The organism is Aquimarina hainanensis (assembly GCF_042684685.1).
GTDB lineage: Bacteria > Bacteroidota > Bacteroidia > Flavobacteriales > Flavobacteriaceae > Aquimarina > Aquimarina hainanensis.
Genome location: NZ_JBHULX010000030.1, coordinates 47,112 through 71,808, shown reverse-complemented (window position 1 = coordinate 71,808; position 24,697 = coordinate 47,112). Strand labels below are relative to the sequence as shown.

The 24,697-nt window shown below is 33.2% G+C and carries 17 protein-coding genes; 5 read left to right on the top strand and 12 right to left on the bottom strand.

Annotated elements, in window-relative coordinates:
• Window positions 1-221: 221 nt before the first annotated feature.
• The 4 genes from ACFSTE_RS14620 to ACFSTE_RS14605 form a co-directional block, all read right to left on the bottom strand.
• Window positions 222-518: a helix-turn-helix domain-containing protein gene (locus tag ACFSTE_RS14620; protein ID WP_378298217.1), complete on the bottom strand. Its 297-nt coding sequence runs from the start codon at window positions 516-518 to the stop codon at window positions 222-224.
• Between the two features lie 625 nt (window positions 519-1,143).
• Window positions 1,144-1,287, bottom strand: a complete 144-nt coding sequence (locus ACFSTE_RS14615; RefSeq protein ID WP_368660066.1) for a transposase — start codon at window positions 1,285-1,287, stop codon at window positions 1,144-1,146.
• Between the two features lie 134 nt (window positions 1,288-1,421).
• A complete protein-coding gene (locus tag ACFSTE_RS14610) occupies window positions 1,422-1,628 on the bottom strand; it encodes a hypothetical protein (protein WP_176027085.1) in 207 nt (68 codons plus the stop codon).
• Window positions 1,629-2,156: 528 nt separating this feature from the next.
• The gene (locus ACFSTE_RS14605; RefSeq protein WP_176027086.1) at window positions 2,157-3,803 is read right to left on the bottom strand and encodes a thiol-activated cytolysin family protein; all 1,647 of its coding nucleotides are present in this window, start codon (window positions 3,801-3,803) and stop codon (window positions 2,157-2,159) included.
• A gap of 798 nt (window positions 3,804-4,601) precedes the next feature.
• Between ACFSTE_RS14605 and ACFSTE_RS14600 the strand changes: the two genes are divergently transcribed.
• Window positions 4,602-4,757 (top strand): hypothetical protein, encoded by a 156-nt coding sequence (locus ACFSTE_RS14600; protein WP_176027087.1) that lies wholly within the window; start codon window positions 4,602-4,604, stop codon window positions 4,755-4,757.
• 536 nt (window positions 4,758-5,293) lie between these two features.
• Here ACFSTE_RS14600 and ACFSTE_RS14595 read toward each other — a convergent pair.
• The 7 genes from ACFSTE_RS14595 to ACFSTE_RS14565 form a co-directional block, all read right to left on the bottom strand.
• Window positions 5,294-8,548 (bottom strand): CHAT domain-containing protein, encoded by a 3,255-nt coding sequence (locus tag ACFSTE_RS14595; protein ID WP_176027088.1) that lies wholly within the window; start codon window positions 8,546-8,548, stop codon window positions 5,294-5,296.
• A 257-nt stretch (window positions 8,549-8,805) separates the two neighbouring features.
• The gene (locus tag ACFSTE_RS14590) at window positions 8,806-8,973 is read right to left on the bottom strand and encodes a hypothetical protein (RefSeq protein ID WP_378253574.1); all 168 of its coding nucleotides are present in this window, start codon (window positions 8,971-8,973) and stop codon (window positions 8,806-8,808) included.
• Window positions 8,974-9,274: 301 nt separating this feature from the next.
• Window positions 9,275-10,621 carry a DUF3526 domain-containing protein gene (locus ACFSTE_RS14585; RefSeq protein WP_378253572.1) on the bottom strand — a complete coding sequence of 449 codons (1,347 nt, stop codon included), beginning with the start codon at window positions 10,619-10,621 and terminating at the stop codon, window positions 9,275-9,277.
• Window positions 10,618-12,069 (bottom strand): DUF3526 domain-containing protein, encoded by a 1,452-nt coding sequence (locus ACFSTE_RS14580; protein WP_378253570.1) that lies wholly within the window; start codon window positions 12,067-12,069, stop codon window positions 10,618-10,620. Before ACFSTE_RS14580 ends, ACFSTE_RS14585 begins: the two co-directional genes overlap by 4 nt.
• Window positions 12,070-12,073: 4 nt before the next feature.
• Complete coding sequence (locus ACFSTE_RS14575) at window positions 12,074-14,560, bottom strand: TonB-dependent receptor domain-containing protein (RefSeq protein WP_378253568.1); 2,487 nt, start codon at window positions 14,558-14,560, stop codon at window positions 12,074-12,076.
• A 19-nt stretch (window positions 14,561-14,579) separates the two neighbouring features.
• A complete protein-coding gene (locus ACFSTE_RS14570) occupies window positions 14,580-15,275 on the bottom strand; it encodes an ABC transporter ATP-binding protein (RefSeq protein WP_176027093.1) in 696 nt (231 codons plus the stop codon).
• A gap of 264 nt (window positions 15,276-15,539) precedes the next feature.
• Window positions 15,540-15,815, bottom strand: a complete 276-nt coding sequence (locus ACFSTE_RS14565; RefSeq protein ID WP_176027094.1) for a hypothetical protein — start codon at window positions 15,813-15,815, stop codon at window positions 15,540-15,542.
• Window positions 15,816-16,657: 842 nt separating this feature from the next.
• Here ACFSTE_RS14565 and cysS point away from each other — a divergent pair.
• The 4 genes from cysS to ACFSTE_RS14545 all read left to right on the top strand — a co-directional run bounded on the left by cysS (window position 16,658) and on the right by ACFSTE_RS14545 (window position 22,837).
• Window positions 16,658-18,157, top strand: a complete 1,500-nt coding sequence (gene cysS, locus ACFSTE_RS14560) for a cysteine--tRNA ligase (RefSeq protein WP_378253564.1) — start codon at window positions 16,658-16,660, stop codon at window positions 18,155-18,157.
• A 103-nt stretch (window positions 18,158-18,260) separates the two neighbouring features.
• On the top strand, window positions 18,261-20,621 hold the full coding sequence (locus ACFSTE_RS14555) for a TonB-dependent receptor (protein ID WP_378253562.1): 2,361 nt from the start codon (window positions 18,261-18,263) through the stop codon (window positions 20,619-20,621).
• A 235-nt stretch (window positions 20,622-20,856) separates the two neighbouring features.
• Window positions 20,857-21,159, top strand: coding sequence for a hypothetical protein (locus ACFSTE_RS14550; protein ID WP_378298215.1), 303 nt, complete (start codon window positions 20,857-20,859; stop codon window positions 21,157-21,159).
• A gap of 322 nt (window positions 21,160-21,481) precedes the next feature.
• Window positions 21,482-22,837: a matrixin family metalloprotease gene (locus ACFSTE_RS14545; protein ID WP_378253558.1), complete on the top strand. Its 1,356-nt coding sequence runs from the start codon at window positions 21,482-21,484 to the stop codon at window positions 22,835-22,837.
• A 456-nt stretch (window positions 22,838-23,293) separates the two neighbouring features.
• Here the strand turns inward: ACFSTE_RS14545 and ACFSTE_RS14540 are convergent, their stop codons facing one another.
• Complete coding sequence (locus tag ACFSTE_RS14540) at window positions 23,294-24,556, bottom strand: S8 family peptidase (RefSeq protein ID WP_378253556.1); 1,263 nt, start codon at window positions 24,554-24,556, stop codon at window positions 23,294-23,296.
• Between the last annotated feature and the right edge of the window lie 141 nt (window positions 24,557-24,697).

Genomic DNA, 24,697 nt, shown 5'->3' with positions numbered 1-24,697 from the left:
ATTTTTCCTATATGTTTTTTCTGAAGTTTTCAGTTTTTACAACACAAAAAATAATACTTTGTCCTATAAGAAAAAAGAGGCATTCAGTTATATCCTAACATATCCTACTAAACAAATGTGCAACTATTGGAAATAGTTTTCCAAATAAAAAATAACCGAACGAAATCTTAATATTTCTAGCACTAGATTCCTAAAAATATTATTTTCAGTTTACGTAAAGTTTATTTTACACATTCAATTTTTCTGAATTTTTCTCGATATTTTTTCGGGCTAAGAGAATATATTTTTTTAAACTCAGAAGAAAAATAGGAAAGGTTATTATACATCACTTTATTCATTATTTCTGTAATAGAATAATCTGATCTAAGTAATAACTCGGCGGCATATTCTAATCTAATGTGTTTCAAATATGATACAGCCGTTAACCCTGTTTCTTTTTTTACTTTTCTTAAAAAAGTTCTTTGAGTCATTGAAAAATTAGCTGCCAAAAAGGTTACATTGAGTTTTTCATTATCCACATTTTGATATATAAACTCGTTTAATTTTTTTAAAAAAGAATTATCAATTGCTGTTTGTAGGTTAGGTAGTGATCGTACTGGTTTAACATCAATAACTTCTTTCAGATTAGCTTTTTTTTTAAAACAAACATGTCTTCTTGTAAATAATATCAGGACTATAAAAAAACTAATTGGAATTATGTTTTCTAGGTCTATATGAATAATGTGAAAATTGTTTATTAATGGAGGGTTAATCATAAAAATTTAAGGTTAATTAAGAGTTGGAACTAATTCTATCATATAGTGTTTATAATATAGATTTAGGTTTACAAAATTATTAATTATGCGTATTTAATTTTAGGAATAACCTAAATTAACTCGGGTTTAACTCGGTTTAACTCAGGCTTAACTTGAAGGGGTAAAGAACCTCATATTCCTGTTCTTAACCTTAATTTTTCACACATTCTACCATCACTTTTTTGTTCCTAAGTCGATCAATTGTATTAATAATAGAACCCACTATTTCAAAAATGAACCTCTCCATAGATTTTTTTTACTTCAGATGCTTTATAAAACACCTATTACACTCTTAAACTATTTATAATCAACGTTATTCTAATAAAACTATCTCTTGAAACACTGTAAACTAAACTAAAGAATGAACATGATCTTTGTTTGATCTTATCTCTAAAAATTGTGTCTCATATCTATCTTGAACATCCAAACAGGTTTTCTTTAAAACACGATCCATTTTTGAATTCCAAGCAATACGTTTATATATTAAGAACAAACTAAATGATAGAGTAACATAGAAATACTATAACTTCTGAGTAATGATATAGTGAAAGTTTGACATATAAAAAAGGAGTAAGTTATAACTTACTCCCTTTTTACTGTATCTATGTATAAAAAACTTATTTACAATTAGTTTCTTTTCTGCGATTTTATAAGTGTAAGATTTTTTATTTTAAATCTAGAGAAGTTTCCCTGATCTAAAACAGCTTCACTTAATCCAATTGGCAAAACACCTCCGTGAATCCAAAGGTCATTTGCTTCTCCTTCATTACCTGTTGGAATTCTATGAATTAGCGATTTTAATATCTCAGCACCTTTTATATCAATTCGGATCATTTCTCTATTATTCCAAAAACCTCCAATTCATAATTCTTTATCTATCTCAGAAAGATGCCCATCTGCAACCATACAGTAATTGATCCAATCATATGATAGGTAAACAAACTGTCCATCAGGTCTCCCTACCAAATCTCTTCCAAAGCGATTTAGAGCTCTTTTGTAACCAAAAAAGAAGTCACCGCCAAAGAATTCATTTAAATGACCACTGTATATTTTTGTTTTAGATTTACAGATGGATTAGATCCATTTCCTTTATCATATCTAGCATAAAACGTTTCTAAATTCTATTCAGGTTTAAAGGCTTTTGAAAGAATTCACTTAGCTAATTGACTGATATGATGTTTCCTATTTTTTGATTAGTATCATCAAAGACGCTCTCCGATACAGATATATCTTCAGATTCTAAAACTGCATCATCTTTTTGACAACTTTGTAAAAAAGAATAGATATTAAAAAATGGATAGAAATAAGCTCTTTTTCATAATATTTTGTTTGTATTATTATGAATTGTAATAATTATAGTTTTTAAAATTGGTGTAAAGCGATATTAACTTTAACAGCTCCTCGAAATGTAGAATCTGATCTATCAGGCATAGATTGCCAAGTTGATATTCTTTGTTTCTTATCAATGCTACTGCCAACTGTAATATGTTCGTCTTTTTCATTTTCCCATTTTTGGGTAGTTGGACTATACTCGAACACATAAGTTACTGCTCGTGTAAGATTGAATACATCAGTATTACAGTTATCATTACATTCTGAAGTCTCTACTGTTATTCTAAATCTAGAACCTGGTTTTTCAGGAAGATTTACATCTATAAATTGACCATTTAAAATTTGTATTGCATTACGTGTTGAGAATGGGTAATGATCAACAGGTATTTGTGGATTATTCAAATATCCCCAATTTAACTCCTTTACCCTTCTCCAATCTTTACCAGGTATACTTTCATCAACTGTAATTCGACCATATAATTCTGTTCCACTAGTGCCATGATCTGCTAGGTCTTTCGTTTCTACAGATTCTGGTTGTATTCTTATAGAGGAACAGCTCTTTTTTTCTGTATATGAAATATTTTGAGATACTTGAAAAACGGTATTATCAGAAACTCTATTGACCTTGTATGAAATAGGGTATCCTGGGTTTTCTAAAGTAGGACTTGTATCTTTTTTTATAAAATCTAATATCATATCTGTATCTTTTGCAAATGCAGCTAAGGTAGCAGTGAGACCATCTTGAGGAATTCCCCCTAATTGTTTCACTTTTACACTAGTATTTTTCATTACTTTTTTATATTTAGCAGAAGCATCTGCATCTGCCGAAACTATTCCTGCGTTGTAGGAAAATTTTAATGAAGCTTCTACATCTGTTGCATCATCATCAGATTCATAAATAATTGTAAATAATCTACCGTAATCAACAGAAGTGATGTATGCAGATGGATTATCTCCTAAACTGCTACTGCTCCCCTTAAAATCTGTCACATACGGTTTTAATCTCTCTGGAGTCACGCTTTTGGTAAACCATCCATTATCTCCGGAAAGCCCTTCTTTCGGAGCTACAGAAATTGTAAAAAATCGTTGTTTTAGAGTTACTGCAAACTTGGTTTTTTTAGTATTAAAATCTACCCCTAATTTCCCTGAAACATTAACTGAAGGACCTGCATAACCAGCATTCAAAGCAAGTTGCAATTGTTCTTCATTAAAAATCTGTGATATCGAAACTTCGAAATTAGCAGGAAGACTTGCTCCACTTTTATAATACTCTGCCAAAATTTTATTCATATTATTTTGAACTTTTCCCGGCGTAGGCTCAGTAATTTTCCGATTAGTTGGTGTTGAAGCTCCTGATACGACATCTATTTTGATTTCTATTGGGTTTCTATCTTTTCCATAAATGGGAACTGAAGATGGACTCCCACTTTTGACTGTTTTTGAACCTAAGATATTACCTGGCCATAATAAATCTGTTTTTTGATCGAGTAAAAAGAAATCCGAATCAGTTTGTGTATGGGATACATGATTAGAGCAATCGGTAGTTGCTTTTGCATTTCCTAATTGATCTGATTTATCGCCGTTTACTACTGAATAATCCATAATAGATTCTTCCTCATGTTGACAAGCAGCAAGCCCCAAAAAGAGAAAGCCATAATAAAAAATCTTTTTTTTCATTTTTAGACTTAATTTTAGTTAATAAATATTTCACCCAAAACTAAGTTGTAATGCCTTAAAAAGTTATCTGATTTTTAGACAAAAAAATGAATGTCTGATTTACCTATATAATTTGTCGAATACTTAAGTATTACAGGAATCTAAAGTAAAACAAAATGATATTTTTATTTATATAGTTTTTTGGACATATCGTAATTTACATAAAGTTTATATAACTATTAACTTAAGTTCGATTAATCAGAATAGACCAATTTTGTAATATTCTCTGAAAATCAGACCATATTGGCAAAAAATAAAACTTAAACTCATTCAATATCTACGAAAGGAAAACGAAAAAAAATCAGTACTCAGTTCAAAGTAAATACCCGGATAATGGCTGAACTTTGATCGGGAGGGGTAAACTGAGGACAACAACATTTATTAAACAGTAAACAACATGAAATTAGATATATATTAATACAGAGAAAACGCTTTTTCAGAGTACGGAAACAACAAACATCTCGTATTAAGATAAATTTAAAATTACAAGGACTCCTTTCTTAGTTTAGTACCCAGAGAGATTAGAGGTAACAAAAGATTATGTAAAAAAGTATGCCCTTATAGTCAGTCCATATTAAGTTCTTAAAATCAAAGACAACAACTCCATCTCATAGATATCAGCATTCAGGCGTCCTTTTTCATCCATACTTAGCTAGGAATAAAAAATATTACTATATTGGAAATTATTAAATAATAATTTTAAAATTAAATTTTATGTATTTAAAAAATTTTTCTAAGTATCAAATTGACAGGAAATCATTGTCAAAAATCAACGCAGCTGGGTATGGTTTAGTAATTTGTGGTAATGGAGACTCATTTAAAGCATCTGCAGAATCAGAAAGCTCAGTAGAAACAGGCGGTAGTCGCTGGTGCCGAGATAGAGGAGGTGTATCTGCCACTGTATATCTTGAATAACAATAGACTTTTGTTAAACACTACAGAAAGATAAATATAGAAGCTTGGTGTTACTTACAAACTCCTAGCAAATCATATTTCTAATGGTAGTGTTGTTAAAACAAAGTACCTCTTAAACAGTAAAAATATGAAACGAATGACTTATTACTTAACAAGAGCTCAAAAAAATAAATAAAAAGTAATCTTTAAAAATAGAGGTTACTTTTTAATTTTCTCACTTACCCCACTTTTTCTTATCTACATATTGTTTTACCAGTTTTGTTACCTTCTGTATCCCTTATATTACCCAGGCTAAGGTTTTATTTCGAAAATCAATAGAAACTCATTCTATAATCCAAAAGGAGTGTTTTGTGGACTATAATCACATATTAAAACAGCTTCTCACTGAATTTCCTTTATAGCCTCCCCTTTTGTACTATACTATGCTTCTTAAATAAAGAGCTTCAAGTAATATTCTTTACTTATTATAATTTAAGAGGCTATAAAAAATACTGTTTTACACAACAAGTTGTCAGAAAGAGGTAAAATTGTAAAAATTACCTGAATATCTTTCCTTTCCGTTTTAGAATCAAAATAAAGAATCCTAAGAGGCATATTAAAATTACTCCCCCCCACACTACATAATTATAATTCATATCATTATTCATCGTAATGGGACTGGTATCTCCTAAAATATAAAAACTCCCCCAATAAAATGGTTTTGTATAAAAAACTTCTGTGGTGTTAAAAAAGTTTAATTTTGCTTGCTGAAGAGCTTTTGCTTTACTCATACCTTTTCTTAGGTTAGCATAAAAATCTTTCATAAGAATAGGTGTCGTCTTATCAGAAACTTCCCAACTACTCAGTAATAAACTTTTAGTACCTGCATACTGAAATGCATTTCCCAAACTCATAATTCCTTCTCCGTTAGCCACTTTTCCTGATCCTGTGTTACAAGCACTTAATACAGTTAATTCTGCGGGGATAGTAAGTGCAAATAATTCATAGGCATATAGTAAATTATCCTCTAGACTATCGTTTACCTTATTAAAATATAATTTTGATCGATGCGGGAATTGAGGGTCTAGTTCTGCATGTAATGCCAAATGAATAATTTTATAACGATCGGCATTTTTTTTGAAATTGGCTTCCCTGGCAGCAGTTCCATAATAATACTGTCCATCAAAAATTTTGGAAATAGATGTAATCTCTTGTCTCGTACCCGGTAAATCATACCCTACATCTCTTAGTGCAGCCAAACTGATTGTTTCTGTTGTCTCAGTTTCCGTATCTGAAAATGAAAAAGCAAGGCATTCGTCTCTTGTTTCAAATTGCTTCGTCTCATTTTCTGGTGAATCAAATAATAAATGTCCCGAATTAGCATATGAAATCGCATAGTCTCTCAACAGATAATCTAATTCCCTTGGATTATTGGTCTTATTTTCTTTTGTAAGTAAAAGATCAAAATTAACGTGCCAAAGAGAGCTGTCCGGAACAATAATTAATTCATCCCCAATTATGGTTTCTCGTAAAGGAAATAGTAACTCCTGGTATAATGAATATGCTACTTTTTTATATGCAACAGTATTTTTTGAAACAATTGCTTCTGTTAAATTTTGAACTTTTTCACTCAAATCAGTTATGAACAATTCCTTTACTGAAATAGTATTTTTAGAAATGATAAAGGCATAGATAGTATTATCTGTAACAAAAAAATCCAGTATCGTTGTTTTATCATTTATCGCATCCTGAATTTCTTTAATGGAAATAAGCTTTTTATTATATTTTAACTTATAATATTTCGGGTATTTTTTTTCTAATACTTTGGCTAAAGAGTCTTGCTTATGATTAGTATCGAAAAGTTTATTTTCATATTCTTCTATATAGGTTAGATCTATAGAATCTTTGCTTTGTTGTCTAACAATTTGGGATTGATAAAAAGCTTTATTTGTTTTTAAAGTAGCTTCTAGGGCTATTATGTCTTCGGGTAACTCAGAAAAGTTTTTAGCATTTGTATCATTGAGAAGTTCTTTTAGGGTATGAGATTTACTTCTTTCGATATAATAAAATACTTGTTCCAGACTATTTTTATCCTTTGTTGTCTGATAACTGTGTAAATGTAATTTAATAGCATGAGCATACATTTCCTTAGCTTCTCCCGCAAAGTTTATTTTGTCTTTATAATTTTGATATGATTGCCTAAAACGGCTAACCAGCACATCTAAATTTTGATATATTTTGATACACTGTTTAAGATCGTCCGTTCTTTGATGTTTTTTATATAATTCATGCAATGTTTTTGCTTTCCCCAAAAGTGCATTAAATAATTTCTCTTTAAAATAATAATGCTCAGGATCAAAAACGTTTGCTGTAATTTCTGTATAGTGTTTTTTTGTGTTTGATATTAATGCTTTATCAAAAAAGCTTAATGCTTTATCATAATCATGCTGTTCAAAATATATCCTTCCAATATTGTTATAGAAAATAGAAGTAAACTTTGAAATTTTTCCAGATTCTTTTATAATATCAAGCCCTTTTTTATAATAATCCAAAGCGATAACATGCTTTTCTTGATCTTTGTACAGAGAACCAAGGTTGTAATGCGAACGAACTATATCTAAATGGGTTTTACTTAAGTTTTCTTGTCGTATTTTTAAGGATTTTTTATAATAGTTAAGTGCCGTATCAAATTCTTTTTTGGTTTGATAAGTTGTTCCTAAATTTTGATACATATCAGCTATAATAGAATTATTTTCTCCATAGGCATTTTTAAAAATTTCAAGTCCTTTATAACAATAAGACAATCCTTTTTCTAAGCCTAAATTTTGATATGTTAGCCCTACATTAATAAGGCTACCCGCTACTTCTGGATGCTTATCTCCATAAATTTTTTGACGAAGATTTAGGCTTTTTTTGTAATACTGTAAGGCTTTATTAGTTTCTCCCCTTCTATCATAAAGGTTTCCTAAGTTTTGATACACCCCACCCAACCCAATAGTATCTTGCTCCTTTTTTAAAATACGAAGGGCTTTTTTACCATAACTCAATTCTTTATCGAATTGTTTCATATTGGAATAGGTAAGACCAATATTTACGTAAGTATATGCTACATCCGAGTGATTTTCTCCTCGCTTTTTTATATCAATAGCTAAAGATTTTTTATAGAAAATAAGCGCCAAATCATATTTTTCAAGCTCATCATATATAATTCCTATATTATTATATGTATTCCCTATTTTTTTATGTTCAGGCTCTAAAACCTTTTGATAGATAGACAGGGCCTTTTTATAACATGTTATTGCTTTTTTATTTTTTCTAGTATAGTAATAAAAGATTCCCATATCCTTGTATGAATCGGCAATACTTACATGAAGTTCTGGAAATATTTTTTCACGTATCTTCAGTGCTTTTTCATAATTTGGCAACACATTTTTAAAATTCCCTTTTCCTTCGTAGTAGTTCCCTATATTCGCATATGCATTCGCTTCTTCTGGATGATTTTCAGAGAGGTGATTATTACAAATTTCCAGTGCTTTTTCTGCTTGTTGTAGTGATTTTTCTAAAGCATTAGATCTCCATAGATTCTCTGAAACCTTATTATAGCAGCTAGCTACTCGCTCCCAAGATGCTGTTTCTTTATAAATGACTAATGCCTTATTAAAAAGAGCTATAGATGCTTTATAATTTTTATGCGTCAACAATGAATCTGCTTCTTTATAATACGTAAAAGCAACTAAGGTATCTTTTGATGTCTGAGCAATATTAACTCCGGTGAAAAAGAAAAGGAAACAATATATTATTTTTTTTATCATAGCGGTTTTTTAAACAATGTGTATGTAGTAGTCGTATGTTGTATAACCTTATATTTTTTGGTTTGATTTCTAAAGATGGCTCACTAGGAAGCACGATAAACTCTTGGTTTGTTTTTTAGTGCCCCCTCTTTCTAAACAAATAATACCTTGAAACCAATGTGCTACTTTAACTTTTTTTTCAGTAGGATAACTGACAAGGCGATCGAAGATTGTTAAAGCTGTAGTGGTATTTCCTATTGTATAATTTGACAATGTGCTTAGTAATAAAAATTTTCATGGATATCCTTACTATCATCTTCTGTGGTCATGAGTATCTCTAATCTGGAGTACAATGCTAGAAAAGTCTCTTCCAAAAACTTATTAAAAGGAAATTCATTTCCTTGAATTGTATCGTTAATTATTTTTTGCACTTCATTTTCCTCCATACATAAGATCCCCCAGGATAATTGTTATAAAAATGTAAATTTAAGTATTTGTATAGAAAATTACAGAAAATACTTAAGGATTATATAAATACTCTTAAAAAATTGATAATATATTGATTTTATAAAAAAAGAAGCGATTAACATATAATAAAGTAAGGCACCTACTATTCTCTGTTACAGATTCCCGGTTTTCTCTGATCTCGTATCAAAAAGTTCGAACTTCGAATGCTCCGGACAACCAAAAAAGGACAAGCTTATAATAAACTTGCCCTTTTTTAAAAAAAATCAAACGCTTTTGATCTTATAATCTCCTTATCATAGGTATCGATAGTAATATGACAATGCCTGAAGCGATTAGTAACGGTATTATTCCCCGTATGGGTTTTGAAATCACTTCTGTTTGGTGATACGCTGGTTTAAATTGGCTCCAATCAACAGTATCAGCATGCTTCCCGTCAAATATTTTTGGATAGAAAAACAACCTCAGTTTTTCATGAAATGCATGAGTTCCTTCTAAATATTTCATTTGTTGACTCATACTCGTTCCTGCTAACTGATTAAAAACAAGTTGCAAATGCATATTAGGAATTACAGATGCAATCCGTCTGCTGGCTTCTTCTCGTAATTTGATTTTTTCTCCTAAAGCTTCTTGTTCTTCTTTGGAATCATCATCTCCCATCTGTTGCATGGCATAATACCATAACCAGTTGAACCCTTCTGTTGGATACCCGTATTTTTCAAATTGTGGGTAATGTTTATAAAATTTCTGTATTGTAGCTAATTTGTCTGTATCCCATTTCACATGATACCCGTCTCGTTGTGCAATTGCTGTGCTTAAAGCTTCCGGAACGGGATATTTAGAAGAGATATAAGCATTTATCCCCGCCGGCAAAAGAATAATCAACACTAACCAAACTGATAAAAGTAATAGTGCATTAAAACCTGAAGTTTTCTTAAAACTAATGACAAAAAAAGAGATCGCAAACCAAAAAAAGATATAAAGCATTGATAATCCAACCATCCAAAAAAAGGCTGCATTAAAAACCAGATTGAGGATTAGCTTCGAAACTAAAAAAAGAAAAATCAATATAACATACAACAACATTAACCGTATCAAAAACTTAGAAATAATAAATTTCAGCTTCGACCTGGTCTGAATAGCAACCAAACGCCAGGTACCTGTTTCTGTCTCTTCAGAAATTACATTAAAAGCCATTACAATGACCAGTAAGGGAAATAAATAAATGATCACAAAAGAAAGATCCAGGTTTCCAGATTGAAGGCTCATTGGATTTATCAAATCTGTATCATACTTTTGAGCTTCAAAAGTTTTTATAGTAATTCGCTTTATAGTTGGATTTACATCTGCCTGACCGATGGATAAACCTGCTAAGGGATTTAAGGGATTGATATAGGCAAATTTTGCATAATACAATAACAACCCTAAATCATCATTATGAAGAGACACCTGTCGATCAAAGTGTTGTTCCTGATATGTTTTGACCTCAGCAATTGCATCTTGCTGTTTTTTGAGATGGTTATTTCCTATAATAATTCCAACAATACCTAACATTACAATAAGCAAAAGACTAATCCACACCTCTTTTGATCGAATGCATTGTTTCAAAAATAATTTATATAACATCATATCGCTCTTGCTTTTTTTGAGGTAAATACTAATAAGCCTAAAGCAACTATAACCCACAATATTATCGAAGTCATAGCGGGCAAAACTTCTTTGATTGAATTAGAAAAAGCCATAGGTTCATGTTTAAAATCTTGAAAACCCTCCCAATGCTCATGCCCTACTACATGAGTTTTTCCTTCGGAACCACTTTCTTTTTTCGGACTGATATATTCCATCTGTAATTCATTCATGGTTTGTGCCAATTGATACCGGTAGCCATCTGCTTTATTTTGAAAATCTACATAAGATGTAAAATCCGTGCCGGCAACAGTCATTGAAAATTGTTTGATTGCTGTAAAGGGGTTTATAAAAGAGGATACTCGAGTTACATTATTTTGGCGTTGATAAATACCTACTAATTCTCTATAATGTTTTTTATATAAATCTGTCGTAATTCTTTCTCCTTCTCGCATTACAAACCCAGAATAATTAAAGGGTAAATCGGTTACTTTTTTTACGTTATGAACCGTTAATACAGAGTCTCGAAGGCTATTATAGTGTGGATCATTTGGGTTATGACTATCTCCTTTTTGAATCACCTCTTTCTCGATAGCCGATTGAAAGGCTAGCTTAGTAGGGGTAGGAAACCAGTAGTCTCCCATCGCCTGAGCCGATTTGGGCAAAAAAACCACCAATACTAACCAAATCCCTAATAAGCGTAATAATGCGTTTTTCGAATTACTACTACTTGCTGATACTACTATTGTTAGAGAGGATATAATGAATAGAAAGCTTAAGTAACCTCCAGTGATCAATAATAAACGTAACCATCTAAAATCATTTGCGGTCTGCTCTCCTAATACCAGAAAAGTAATAACCACTACCAATAAAACAGGAACAAAAAACAACATAGCAATTGCAAAAAGTCCTATTGATTTTCCGAACAATATCTCTTTCCAGGTAGCTCCTTGAGATAACAATATTTTTAGCGTTCCATTTTGTTTATCTGCTGCAACACTAGAAAACCCGACAAAAAATAAAATCAGAGGTACGACTAGTTGCAATAAAAGCGCTAAACTCAATTCTCCGAATCTCAGCATCCCCGTTGAAAAAGTGGCTTCAGAAAAATTCACACTGTTTTGTCGGTGAGCTTCCAAAAAAACTGCATTCCCTATAAAACTTTCTAAACCGTAATCAAATATTCCTAAAGCTGGGGTAATTCGAAATGCAAAAGTACCGAAATGAGCCATCCGGTGCGGATGTTTATCCGGGTTTGCCTCCCAACTTTGCCTGGCTTTGACCTGATGCTCTGTTCGAATTTTATTTTGGGTAACATAGTTTTTTATACCACTAACAGCTGCATAAGCTGTTAGCAGTATAAAAACTGAATATAATACATAAAAAGTTTTTGGTGTCGTTGCATTGTTCCATAAATTCAATGCAAATAACCTAACATTTGTCCATTGCATTATGTTAGAATTTATAAGTTGTGGTTAACAATACATTTCTAGGTGCACCGGGAAAAAGTCTGGTAGCATTAAGGGCTCCATTCCAGTACGTCTCATCAAATAAGTTATTAAGCTTTATTGCAATTTGCATATCGATTCCTGTTGGACGATAGTATACCGCTGCATCAAATACAGTATATGATGGTAACGTTAGCCGATCTCCATACCAGGATAAACGATCTCCTCGGTACTCCATACCTAGACCCAGCCCCATATTTTTAAGAACGCCATGTGTGAAATCATATCGCCCCCAAAAATTAGCGCTATGTTCCGGTGCTCCTCCAATACGTTCTCCTACTAAAGCCGGATCATCATCTTCTATGATTTCCGCATCAATATAAGCGTACGAAGCACTTAGCTGAAGGTTTGGCATTACGTATCCGGAAAGATCCCATTCAAACCCTTTACTGCGCTGCTCTCCTCGTTCTGTCAATATCGACTCTTCATTAGGATCTTGTTGTAATAGATTTTTTTGAGTAATTTGATATACCGATGCATTTACGGTCATTTTACCTCCCAAAAACTCTCCTTTGGCACCAAATTCTATATTATTGCTTTCCAAGGGATCAAAACTGGCTGGAGAACCTGCAAAGAAAAAGTCTTCTGTAAAAGGAGATAAGGTAACAGTATTAGATTGTGGCTGAAACCCTTCTACATAAGATGCATATACACTAATCTGATCCGTCGCTTCATATGTCACCCCTATTCTGGGAATAAAAGCTTCGTTCTTATAAGATTGTTCACTATCTGATTCATAATCAAATATATCTTCGTACCAATCATATCGCAGATTTAACAGCGCCGAAAATTTACCTATTTTAAATTGGTTTTGTATGTAGATCCCATTAGAAGTGGTCAGGTTTGCCGGAATAGCAAATTCAGAGGTGATATAACCTGAAGTCTCTCTTGAGGTATTATTGGGATCTGCCAGATCAAAATGACTAACATTGGGTTTAGGTGCTATTACACCATCAATATCAATAGTCTCAAACTGATCAGCTTCTTCAGGGTTAAAAGAAGTTGCGGTACCATTTAGCCTCCTATAACGACGTGCTCCATTGGAAGATCCTCCGATGGTACGCTCCCATCTACTACCATCATATCCTACCAGAAGTTTATTGCTAAAACTATCGTTTTCAAAATCAAAATTAAGGTAAGCTGTATAATTATCTGTAATCCAAAACTGCTGTCTTTCTACGTATCGCAACTCGGCCAATGTAGGAATAGCATTCCCTTCTATATCAACAGCTGCAGCACCCGCTACACGATGCTCTGCAAGATCTTCTTCCCAAGTCTGTTTCATATACGAGGCATTGAATCCTATATGATCCGTAATCTCTTTACTGAAATTACTAAGCACCATAAACTCTTTTGACGTATAAAAGTCATTTGCAGCAGCAACATTTGTATTAATTTTGGTACTATTCAAATCAAAGTTACCATTAATGGCTCCAAATAAGGGTTGACCACGATCCAGATTTCCTTTTCCATTGCTATAAATCATCTCTACATTTAGTGCTGTCGTATTATTAGGTAAAAAGGTAATGGAAGGAGCTAATAAAAACTGATTATTCTCTACCAAATCACGAAAAGATCTGGCTTCCTGAACAGCTCCATTCAAACGATACAATAAAGTTCCTGATTCATTTAAAGGTCCTGTAAAATCTGCTGTTGCTCTAAGGGTACCAAAACTTCCTGTTGTGGCACTGACCTCTCTTCTTTTCTCTTTTAAAGGTTTTTTAGTAACTAAATTAACTGACCCTCCAGGATCTACACTAGAGAAGGTTACAGAAGATGGTCCTTTGATAACTTCTGCCCTTTCTATATGAGAAGTAATCGGTTGTAAAAAATAATATTGTCGTGTTCTCAAACCATTAATCAACTGACCATCTTCTGCCTGGATAATCCCTCTGATATTAAAGTGATTATAAAACCCTGTATGCGTGACACTACTGGACGTTTTTATTGCATCAGCTATTTGAAAAGCTTGTCGGTCATTCATCAATTCTTTGGTAATAGTTGATACTGCTTGAGGCAATTCTTTGTTTTTGATAGCAACTTTAGTAGACGAAAACGAATAATCACTGTTGTAATCTGTTCTGGCACGACCTATAACCTCAACATTTTGTAGTTGTTCAGTACCTTCTTCCAGTCGAATGATTCCAATATCAAACGTGGTACCATTTCCTGTTTCAATATTTTTTCTATAGACTTGAAACCCTAAATAACGGACTTCAATAGTATAACTACCCGAAGGGATCTCTGCTTCGAATTGTCCTTTGTTGTTTGTGAGTTTTCCAAAGGTGTTTGCTATACTCTTTAGTAAAACCGTCGCTCCGGTTACCGGAATATCCTGATTGTCAATAACAGTTCCTGTCACCTGTACCTGGGCTAAGGAAACATAGCTCAATAATGCTAATGTTATGGTGAATAGTGAGTTTAAAATTTTCATTTTATTAATGTTTTTTCGTTTAGATCGTTTTTAAGTATAGTGCTTGTAACTCTGTGGCACTAATAGTATCAGTGTTTGAAGTATGAACCAGTTTTCCTTCTTTCATAATGCCTATTTTGGTACCTACATTTACCGCATTAAAAATGTCATGAGTAGCCATAAAAATAGCTTTCCCTTCATGACTTAATTCTTTACAGATTTCAGTAAATTCCAATGTAGCTTTAGGATCTAATCCTGATATGGGTTCATCCATAAAAATGTAATCTGCATTTTTGGAAAGAGCGATAGCGATACCTACTTTTTGCCGCATCCCTTTTGAATAAGAAGATAGTTTCTTAAGATGTGCTGTTTCCTGAAGTCCTGCTTTTGATAAAAAATGATGCAGCTCGGTATTTGTATATTTAAAACCGGCTAACCTACTGAAGAAATTGAGATTTTCAATTCCTGATAGATTTCCATATAATTGAACAACTTCTGGGATATAAGCAATCATTCCGGTGGTTTTATTATCATTGGATTTAACAGTAACACCGTTAACCAAAGCTTCCCCACTAGTCGGTTCTAATAGTCCTAAAAACAGATTTATTGTGGTTGTTTTTCCGGCACCATTTTGACCTAGTAAACAAAAAATCTCTCCTTTGTCTACCGATAAGTTCAACTGACTCAGTGCCTCATACTTACCATAAATTTTGGTAAGGTTTATAGCTTGTAACATATATATGATGTAAAAAAGTTTGATACTTGGTATGCTTAAGTTCGGTTAGAACTTAAGAGTCATCTACTATGAAGGAAATACCATACTCTATATGGAGTAATATCTTGTTTTGATGTGAACTCAAAACGATAAAACATTTATTCTCAATACCATTAAACAATGATATCCTGGAAGCAGGACAAAATGAAATAAACAAAATCATTGAGAAAACACACCATTAGTATTTCTTAATGATCTCTATAAATAAAATTAGTATATCCTTATTTATATAAGAGGTGGAGGTTTATTATAAATTGTTATCGGAGAAACAATTTTTTCTTTAGGAGCATTGTATCGATTTTCAACAACAAAAGAACTTGGAACATTTTGTCGTTTCGTTTCTATGTAAGAAGTATGATCATTGATTAAATCCTGATAATTAATATAAACTATAAAATCACAAAGCTCACAAGAAATTGCAGTATCATCATCTAACAAATGATCTAAAACATGCAAGTTTGCAATCCTAGGTGCAAGGAATGAAACTGCAAAAAATAACATGATTATATGTGTAAGTACACGTTGGTACATCCGGGGAATTTCGTAAATAATTAAACCTACACCATCGATTTAACATAATTTTATACTACATACAAAGCCAAAACCCTACTTTTATTAATAATTTGTTAAAAAAAGTGTGTGTTTTTAATGATTCATTGATTTTATATCAAAAAAAACCGATAATTATTTCATCGAAATCACTCAATAGGACAGATTAATAGAGCTTGCACACGAAACCAACCACAAAACACTGATTAGCAATACTTTTACTGTACTTTATTTGCAATACAAGCTCTTTAAAAGAGTATCTACAACTTAAAGCCACATCAAAATAACATATTTATTTTCAATACATTATACAACACCAATTATTAATTACAGAATAGTGAAGAATACTATAAACGTTGTTGTTTTATTTACATTTAGAAAGGAACTACTCGAAAAAAGGATCTCATGATACTTCAACGGGTTTTCTACAAATATACAGTGCCAAAACCTCTAAATCATAGTTTTTGATCCCCTGATCTCATATATTTTTTAATCAAACCCGTAACACAAATGCAACTCTGTTGCATTTGTGTTAATATCCCTTATATTTGCAACAAAGTCCCCTATGGAATGACACCATACATCATACACTTAACATGCATTACAAACACAAAGAACGACTGATTTATATAAAGTTATAAATACTAAAAAAGGATTGTTGAATAAATTCTAATGACTTATCTGGATGTCTATAATGAATACGAAAGAGGTACTATGGATATTTTAAGGGAATATGTCCGGGATGCTTTAATCATCAAGAAATCAAACAGTAAGCAATATTTAAGCGCTAAAAAATGAACAATAGAACTATCTATATAAAAAACTCACTTTCTGGAGAAAAAGAACTATTTACTCCCCTTGTAAAAGGAAAGATAGGTATGTACGTATGCGGTCCTACTGTATATGGCGAGCCACATTTGGGACACGCCCGATCGGCTATTACATTCGATATTGTATATCGATATTTAACGTTTTTAGGCTATCAGGTCCGCTATGTTCGAAACATTACAGATGTAGGTCATCTTGAGGATGAAGTCAATGACCAAGGTGAAGATAAAATTGCCAAAAAAGCCCGACTCGAAGAACTTGAACCTATGGAGATAGCTCAACATTACACCAATTTGTATCGCAATATGATGGCTAAACTCAATGTAGTACCTCCATCTATAGAACCTACAGCTTCTGGTCATATCGTTGAGCAAATTGAAATGATTGAGCAAATTATAGCCAACGGTTTTGCGTATGAGAGTGAAGGTTCTGTTTACCTGGATGTATTGGGCTATTCGGAAAAATATCATTATGGACAACTCTCCGGTCGTGTGTTGGATGACCTCCTATCTGGAAGTCGGGCATTGGAGGGACAAGAACAGAAGAAACACCCTGCTGATTTCGCTTTATGGAAAAAAGCAGATAGCGGGCATATTATGAAATGGTCTTCCCCATGGGGAGTAGGATTTCCAGGGTGGCATATAGAATGTTCAGCTATGAGTATCAAATATCTTGGCCTTCCATTTGATATTCACGGAGGAGGTATGGATCTTAAATTCCCACATCATGAAGCAGAGATTACCCAAAGCTATGCCGCATTTGGTACTGCTCCTGTTCGGTATTGGATGCATAATAATATGGTGACATTGGATGGTTATAAAATGGCTAAATCCAAAGGCAACTTTATTTCCCTTAGTCAAATGTTTAGTGGAGATCACCCATTACTAGAGAAAGCTTATAGCCCCATGACTGTCCGCTTTGTAATGTTACAGGCACATTATGGTAGTACTATTGATTTTTCAAATCAGGCACTTAAGGCTGCTGAAATAGCTTGTGGAAAATTACAGAAAGGGCTAAAGCTCATCGATGAATTAAAAACCAATCAATCAAAAAATATCGATCATGACATATCTTCACAGATATTGACCGCCTGCCAATATTGTTATCAAAAAATGAGTGACGATTTTAATACAGCCGAGGTCATTGCCTGCCTTTTTAAACTTCTGGGATTGGCGCAAATACTGAAACAGACACAAAGTACCATTTCAATAGAAACATTAACTCTTCTCCAAAACACCTATAGAGGTTTTCTTATTGATGTTTTAGGCATAAGTGTATCCCCGAAAACGAGCCTACAAAATAAACTACTTCCGGAAATAATGGATATTCTGATCGAGGTACGACAACAGGCACGCAATCATAAAAACTTTGCGCTCTCTGATTATATCAGAGACCGACTAAATGTCATTGGGATAAAGATCAATGATAATAAAGAAGGGGCTACTTACGAATCTAACAGCTATTAGTATCACTGGAATAACACTAAAAATCAGTAATTATCTCAAAACAGCCAGAGATCATTACCATTCATCATAATTCAATCAAATCAATAATAACTGTAATTTTAAAATGAAAAACATAGTATTTTGCTTGCTGATTTTAGTTTCGGCAGCAACAATAAAAGCTCAGGAAAATAACTTTATTATATCTGGTAAGGTTCAATCCAAAGAACTTCCCGTACCATTCGCAACTGTCTATATCGAAAATGGTACGGTAGGTACAAACACCGATATCAATGGTAATTACAAATTGGAAATCCCTGCTGGAAATGTAGTCTTGGTGGTACAATCACAAGGATATCGTACTCAAAAAAAAGAAATAAATAATACTCAATCTGAAAATATTACCATTGACTTCTCTCTGGTAGAAGATGCTTTAGGTCTTGAGGAAGTAGTGGTCAGCGCAACAAGAAATCGAGTAGAACGAAAAACGGCTCCCGTAGTGGTCTCTTCTATAAAGCCAAGGTTACTTACTGCTACACAGTCACTGTCGTTAGCAGATGGATTAAATTACGCCCCTGGTGTGCGAATAGAGACCAATTGTCAAAACTGTGGTTTTACACAAGTCCGTCTAAATGGTCTGGATGGCGGTTACACGCAAATTTTGTTAAACAGCAGACCTGTTTTCACTTCTCTATTAGGCGTTTACGGATTAGAACAAATACCTACTAATATCATAGACCGGGTAGAAGTAGTACGCAGTGGCGGATCTGCCCTTTATGGTTCTAACGCAATTGCAGGGACTATCAATGTAATTACTAAAGATCCCATATTAAACACCTGGGAAATAGGCAATAATATGAGTATAATAGATGGAGATGCTCTCGACAAAAATATGACCTTCAATGTCACTACTGTTGCTGATGACCTTACCAGTGGTGTCACCTTATATGGTGCCTATCGCAATAGAGATGAATATGATGCAAACAACGATGGTTTCACAGAAATTACCGAGTTACGCAATACCACTGTAGGAACCAAAGCTTTTATGAAACCCAATGAGCGTAGTCGAGTATCTATAAACCTAAATGCTATTCGCGAGTACCGTCGTGGTGGTGATCGCTTAGATCTAGCGCCACAATTTACCGATATTACAGAAGAATTAGATCATGATACCTTTATCGGTAGTATAGACTATGAAATTAACAGTAAAGACAATACCAATAAATTTCAATTGTACACTTCTGCCTCCTACACCAATCGAGACAGCTATTATGGTGGTCTTGGTGGTGCACGCACCCATCAGGATAGCATCACGGCAAATAACGCTTTTGGAACCACTAAAGATTTAGCCTGGATAAATGGAGCGCAATATACCAAGTACTTTAAAAATGAAGATGTATTAACTACTGGTATAGAATACAACATTACCAATACTGAAGATGTAATAAGTGGTTATAAACGAATGATTGACCAAAGTGTAAATTCCTTTGGAGCTTATGCTCAATACGAGTGGAAACCTTCAGAAAAATTTACTGCCCTTCTAGGAACTCGACTGGACAATATACAGGTTGATGGTGATTATACCATTGGTGGGATTGCTCGTGATGTTGATGTCAGCCAGACTGCACTATCGCCAAGATTAACAATATCATATCTGCTGACAGAAAAGCTACGACTTCGCGGGGGGTATGCACGTGGATTTAGAGCTCCACAAGCCTTTAATGAAGATCTACATATCTCAAGCGTAGGAGGTGAACCACAATTTGTTATTTTGTCTGATAAGCTGGATGCAGAATACTCTAATGCCTTCACTGGCTCACTGAATTATTCAAAAACGATAGATTTATTACAAATAGATTTTCTTCTAGAAGGGTTTTATACTATTATAGAAGACCCTTTTACCTTGATCAGTACAGGTGCCGTTCTGGAAAATGGTTCTATTTTAGAAGAAGTCCGTAATGGGGAAAATGCAACAGTATTTGGAACGAACTTCGAATTTGGGCTTTCACCAGATCCTCAATGGCGTTTTCAATTAGGAGGAACGGTTCAACGTACTGAATACAATGACCCTCAGTTGCTATTTGAAAGTGATGGAACGCCTGGAGAAAGTGATATTGTCATTGAAGAGTTTGTAAGAGTTCCCAACCTTTACGGATACCTGAATGTAACCTGGTTACCTAATAAAAAATTTAATGTAGATGTAACTGGCACCTATTCTGGAGAAATGATCGTTCCGTTAGTTGTTAGTGATACTGGTTTTCTACAGTTAAATGAGGTACACCCCTTCTTTGATCTCAATATAAAACTGGAAAGCCATATTGACTTTAATGAAAACTTTATGATCACCTTTACGGGAGGGGTAAAAAACCTCTTCAACAGCTATCAGGATGATTTCGATACCGGTCCTACCAGAGATTCTGATTATATTTATGGTCCTAACCTGCCTCGTACATTTTTTGTAGGTATTAAGCTTGGAAAAAATCATTAAAAATTAATTAAAGGTCGTAATCATCAATTTCACCTACCATTCAAAAAGTAAAAAAGGATGCGACCTTTAGTTTAAAAATTTATGATCATCCTTTACTCTTATCCAAAACTATAAAGGCATAACAGAATAATCATATCAACTGGCTCTCATATGAACAACTAGAAGATTCCCTATCCGTAAACCCAAAAAAAGTATTTATTGATTTTTATACTGACTGGTGTATCTATTGCAAAAAATGGATAGAACAGCTTTTAAAGGCTCAACTATTATTTCAATATTAAATAATGAATATTATGCCATAAAAATGAATCCCGAAAGTACGGATACTATTGTATTTGGTAATGACATATTTATAAATGAGCACATTGGTAAAAAACGACATTCAACACATAAAATTCCACTTCTTTTGGTTTCACGAAGAAATCACCCATTTTCACTTTCCGCAATAATTATTCTAGATAAAAAATTTGAGATTATCACCAGGTATTTTAAATACCTATCTCCTATAGAACTTATTCAGTCTCTTAAAAACTATTAAAAAAGCGCGTGAGAGAATTAATCAGCATCTCATAAAAGCAAACGAAACTCTATATACACCCCAAAAACATCACTATTATTCACAACCATATTCCTAAAAACACACTTTTATCACAATATTATTCTTAAAAAACAACACAAAACACATCGTTTTTAACTAATCGTTAATTTTTTATTATAAACGAAGGTTAATTCTATTATCAGATGCTCTTTAGTTCTTTTTTTAGATATACTTTTGCTTTCCAAATAAAGCGCTCATATCGTATATACGTCATTTAAATTAAGATTTTATAAAATCATAAACACACAAACTTTACATTAAAATGAAGTATAATAAATTCTATAAAACAATTGCATTAGCCACGCTGGGAATGTTCATTATTTCCTGTGAAAAAGATCAAGATTTTGAAACCAATAATACGGAATCTGATGCTGTTATTATTTCGAATAGTAACCTTCCGGAGATACATTTCAAAAAAGGAGTATATCTTCCTACCCCTTCTAAATCAATACGTTCCAAATCAAGGAAGGATTCGCGTCAAATCTTATTTTTTGAAGGAGCAATACCCACCGCACAAAACTTAAAAAAACTAGGAATCCACAGCAAGTATTGGCTAAATAAACAAGCTATATACGCTGTAGTCTCAAAAGAGGCTAAGCTTGACCAGGTAAAAAATTTAGCCATGGTAAGCGACCTGAAAGGTGAGTATAAAATTCTTTTTAATACTCAGGATAGTCAAGAAGAAGATTGTCTTATCAACCTGGCTGCATTAAAAAAAGAAGAAATAACCCAGTTCAAAAACAAATATAACTTAACAACACAGAATACAAATGGGTTACCTCCATTCATTATAAGAGCTTTACTGAGTTCTGATAAAATTAACGCCCTTTCTAAAGACAACCTTGTTGTTGCTATTCAAAAAACCCCGCAAATTGTAAAAACCGGGGAGCAGTTCCATTTTTGTCAAGGTCCGGAAACAAAATTTGGTCCTATTTCTGAACTGATTGATCAAACAAAATCATCTGCTAAATATGCACTTCAAGGTTCGAAATGGAGAAGAAGAAATGGAGTAGCAACAGTACCTTGGTACTTTGATAAGAGTAAGGCTGCCTCTAGTGGGTTGACTGTTGCCGAACAAGAGAGGATAATTAAAGAAGCTTTTGTTTTTTGGGAAGATGTAACCAATCTAAAGTTTCCTCAAGCTAGTACTTCTAACGAAGTTTTTGGAACCAAAGGCATTGAAATTTTATTTGGTAAACACGAACATGGTGATGGCGATCCTTTTGATGGACCAGGAGGAACGCTGGCACATGCCTACTTCCCTCAATATGGAGGAGATTGTCACTTTGATGATTCTGAAAATTTTACTGATAACACATACATAGGAACAAATCTTCTTCAGGTCGCTATTCATGAATTTGGTCATTCTTTAGGATTACGTCATAGTGAAAACAGCAATGCTATCATGGCTGCATTTTACAGAGGATATACCCCTAATGTACAATTGGATCAGGATGATATTAATGGGATACAAGCACTTTATGGCACTAAAAGTATCTACAAAAATGGTGAAACATATAAGGTACATGGTCTTACTGTATTAAGAAATAATAACGAATGGTATTACAATGGTCGAAAAGTAGCCTATATAAACGAAGAATGGGTTTACGTCTCTTAACGATCCAAGAGTGATAAAAGAGAAGCTGTAATAATTTAAATACTTCGTTACTATTTCTTTCTTATCTGTCTAATACTAGCAGATAAGCTATAAAAAGAAAATAAACCAAGTATATTTGGACGCACTGAAAAGGGATAAGTTTTAATTAACTTGTCTCTTTTTTTATATAACTTACTTATACTATTTCCTCTACGATGATTCTTTTGATAACAAAATGCTAAAATTCAAAGACTGCGTTTATTAAATTACTTAAAAAAACACATTAACCTTCTTCAAATCAGAGCTTATATCTCTCAAAACAGCCTATTCATTAATACCATTTTTAAACTGTTTATCATATCAAAAAAAACCACCACTAAAAAGTGGTGGTTCTATAGATTATAATGCGATAACTAAACACTGAATATTCCTTAAAATATACTAAAAGTGCAGTTGTTCTTTTATAAAATTATATCATTACCAATGAGCAATTCCTGCCCAACGACCATTTTTATTAATCTGTCCGGCTGTGGGAGCATCTCCTCCCAATATCAACATCATTCCTGCTACATATGGAGCAGCAAAAGAAGTACCATCATCTATAAAATACCCTCCCCGATCTGCTATATAAATACAAGGAATATTTTCTCCTGGAGCCCATAGAGATACTTTTACTCCAAAGTTCGAAAAACCAGAAGGTTCCAATGTATTATCATGAGCTCCAACTACTTTTATCCCATCAATATATTCATTTGTAGGACTTCTTAGAAATACATCTTCATCAAAATTACCCGCTGCTACCGCTCCATAAGTTACTCCTGCTAATTTTTTAAATGCATCATTAAATGTTTTTGATCGATAATGACCTCTAAAACCATTACTGAAATTCCATACATCTCCTCTTTTAGCATGTTTTGTTACATATTCTATACCTCTTAAGTATATTAAATCATTACTATTACTAGAAGCATCAGATATTCTAACCGACACTACTGTTGCTCCTGCTGCTATCCCTGTTGTTCCAATTCCATTATCTTTTGCGGCTAATACTCCTGCTACCTTTGTTCCATGTAAAGTAGGTCCATCTTGCCAGTTTTCAGGTCCTCCATTTCCAGGATGGAAATTTCTGCTTCGTCTTCTGTCTATATTTAACTCCGGGGTATCAAGAATTCCAGAATCAATAATCCAGGCAACTTTCCCTCTACCATCTCGGGAACCTCCTATACTAGTAATTCCCCATGAAGTAGCACTAGTAGGCGTATGATCTATATTTTGTAATGGAAGTTGCCCGCGATGCGGATCAATTCCAGTTCTTTTTGTATTGGGAAGATTAGGAAAAACTGTATGAGGGATACTTTGTTCTGAGTTTCCCTGATATGCTCTATTAGGTGCGATATAATCAATATTACGATCTTCTCTAAGCCTAGCCAGTTCTGCTTCAGTAATGTTTTTTACAGCAAAACCTTGAAAAATGTTTTCGAATTTAGATATCAATTTAAAAGCATCAATGTCGCTAGTACTTAGTATCGTCTTTATTCTGGTATCCAGACTAATTGTTGACTTTTTTAGTGCTACGATATACTCTCCTTTTATATTATTTGTATCAAAGGAAGTAATTACGTTCTCTTGTTCTGTAGATAGTGAAACTTCTTCTACACTTTCTTTTTGGCAACTTGCAATCATAAAGCCCCCAATAACTCCTAGAGAAATGTTTCTGAAAATTAAAAATTTGTTTTTCATTATTTATTTTTTTTAGTTTATCTCAAATTTAGATACGAAAGAATCTAAAAATAGTTCGATTGTATAACCTCTTTATCTGGATACATAAAACAAGGCTTGTTTTGTATCAACTTATAATTTCATATCAGTTGAGTGTATCAG

What these genes read in the sequence shown, in the direction of transcription:
- ACFSTE_RS14605 (WP_176027086.1), bottom strand. Translation starts at nt 3,803, where the DNA reads ATGAAAAAAAAGATTTTTTATTATGGCTTTCTCTTTTTGGGGCTTGCT.
- ACFSTE_RS14585 (WP_378253572.1), bottom strand. Translation starts at nt 10,621, where the DNA reads ATGATGTTATATAAATTATTTTTGAAACAATGCATTCGATCAAAAGAG.
- ACFSTE_RS14570 (WP_176027093.1), bottom strand. Translation starts at nt 15,275, where the DNA reads ATGTTACAAGCTATAAACCTTACCAAAATTTATGGTAAGTATGAGGCA.
- ACFSTE_RS14580 (WP_378253570.1), bottom strand. Translation starts at nt 12,069, where the DNA reads ATGCAATGGACAAATGTTAGGTTATTTGCATTGAATTTATGGAACAAT.
- ACFSTE_RS14540 (WP_378253556.1), bottom strand. Translation starts at nt 24,556, where the DNA reads ATGAAAAACAAATTTTTAATTTTCAGAAACATTTCTCTAGGAGTTATT.
- ACFSTE_RS14610 (WP_176027085.1), bottom strand. Translation starts at nt 1,628, where the DNA reads ATGATCCGAATTGATATAAAAGGTGCTGAGATATTAAAATCGCTAATT.
- ACFSTE_RS14590 (WP_378253574.1), bottom strand. Translation starts at nt 8,973, where the DNA reads ATGGAGGAAAATGAAGTGCAAAAAATAATTAACGATACAATTCAAGGA.
- ACFSTE_RS14595 (WP_176027088.1), bottom strand. Translation starts at nt 8,548, where the DNA reads ATGATAAAAAAAATAATATATTGTTTCCTTTTCTTTTTCACCGGAGTT.
- ACFSTE_RS14575 (WP_378253568.1), bottom strand. Translation starts at nt 14,560, where the DNA reads ATGAAAATTTTAAACTCACTATTCACCATAACATTAGCATTATTGAGC.
- ACFSTE_RS14555 (WP_378253562.1), top strand. Translation starts at nt 18,261, where the DNA reads ATGAAAAACATAGTATTTTGCTTGCTGATTTTAGTTTCGGCAGCAACA.
- cysS (WP_378253564.1), top strand. Translation starts at nt 16,658, where the DNA reads ATGAACAATAGAACTATCTATATAAAAAACTCACTTTCTGGAGAAAAA.
- ACFSTE_RS14565 (WP_176027094.1), bottom strand. Translation starts at nt 15,815, where the DNA reads ATGTTATTTTTTGCAGTTTCATTCCTTGCACCTAGGATTGCAAACTTG.
- ACFSTE_RS14545 (WP_378253558.1), top strand. Translation starts at nt 21,482, where the DNA reads ATGAAGTATAATAAATTCTATAAAACAATTGCATTAGCCACGCTGGGA.
- ACFSTE_RS14550 (WP_378298215.1), top strand. Translation starts at nt 20,857, where the DNA reads ATGGATAGAACAGCTTTTAAAGGCTCAACTATTATTTCAATATTAAAT.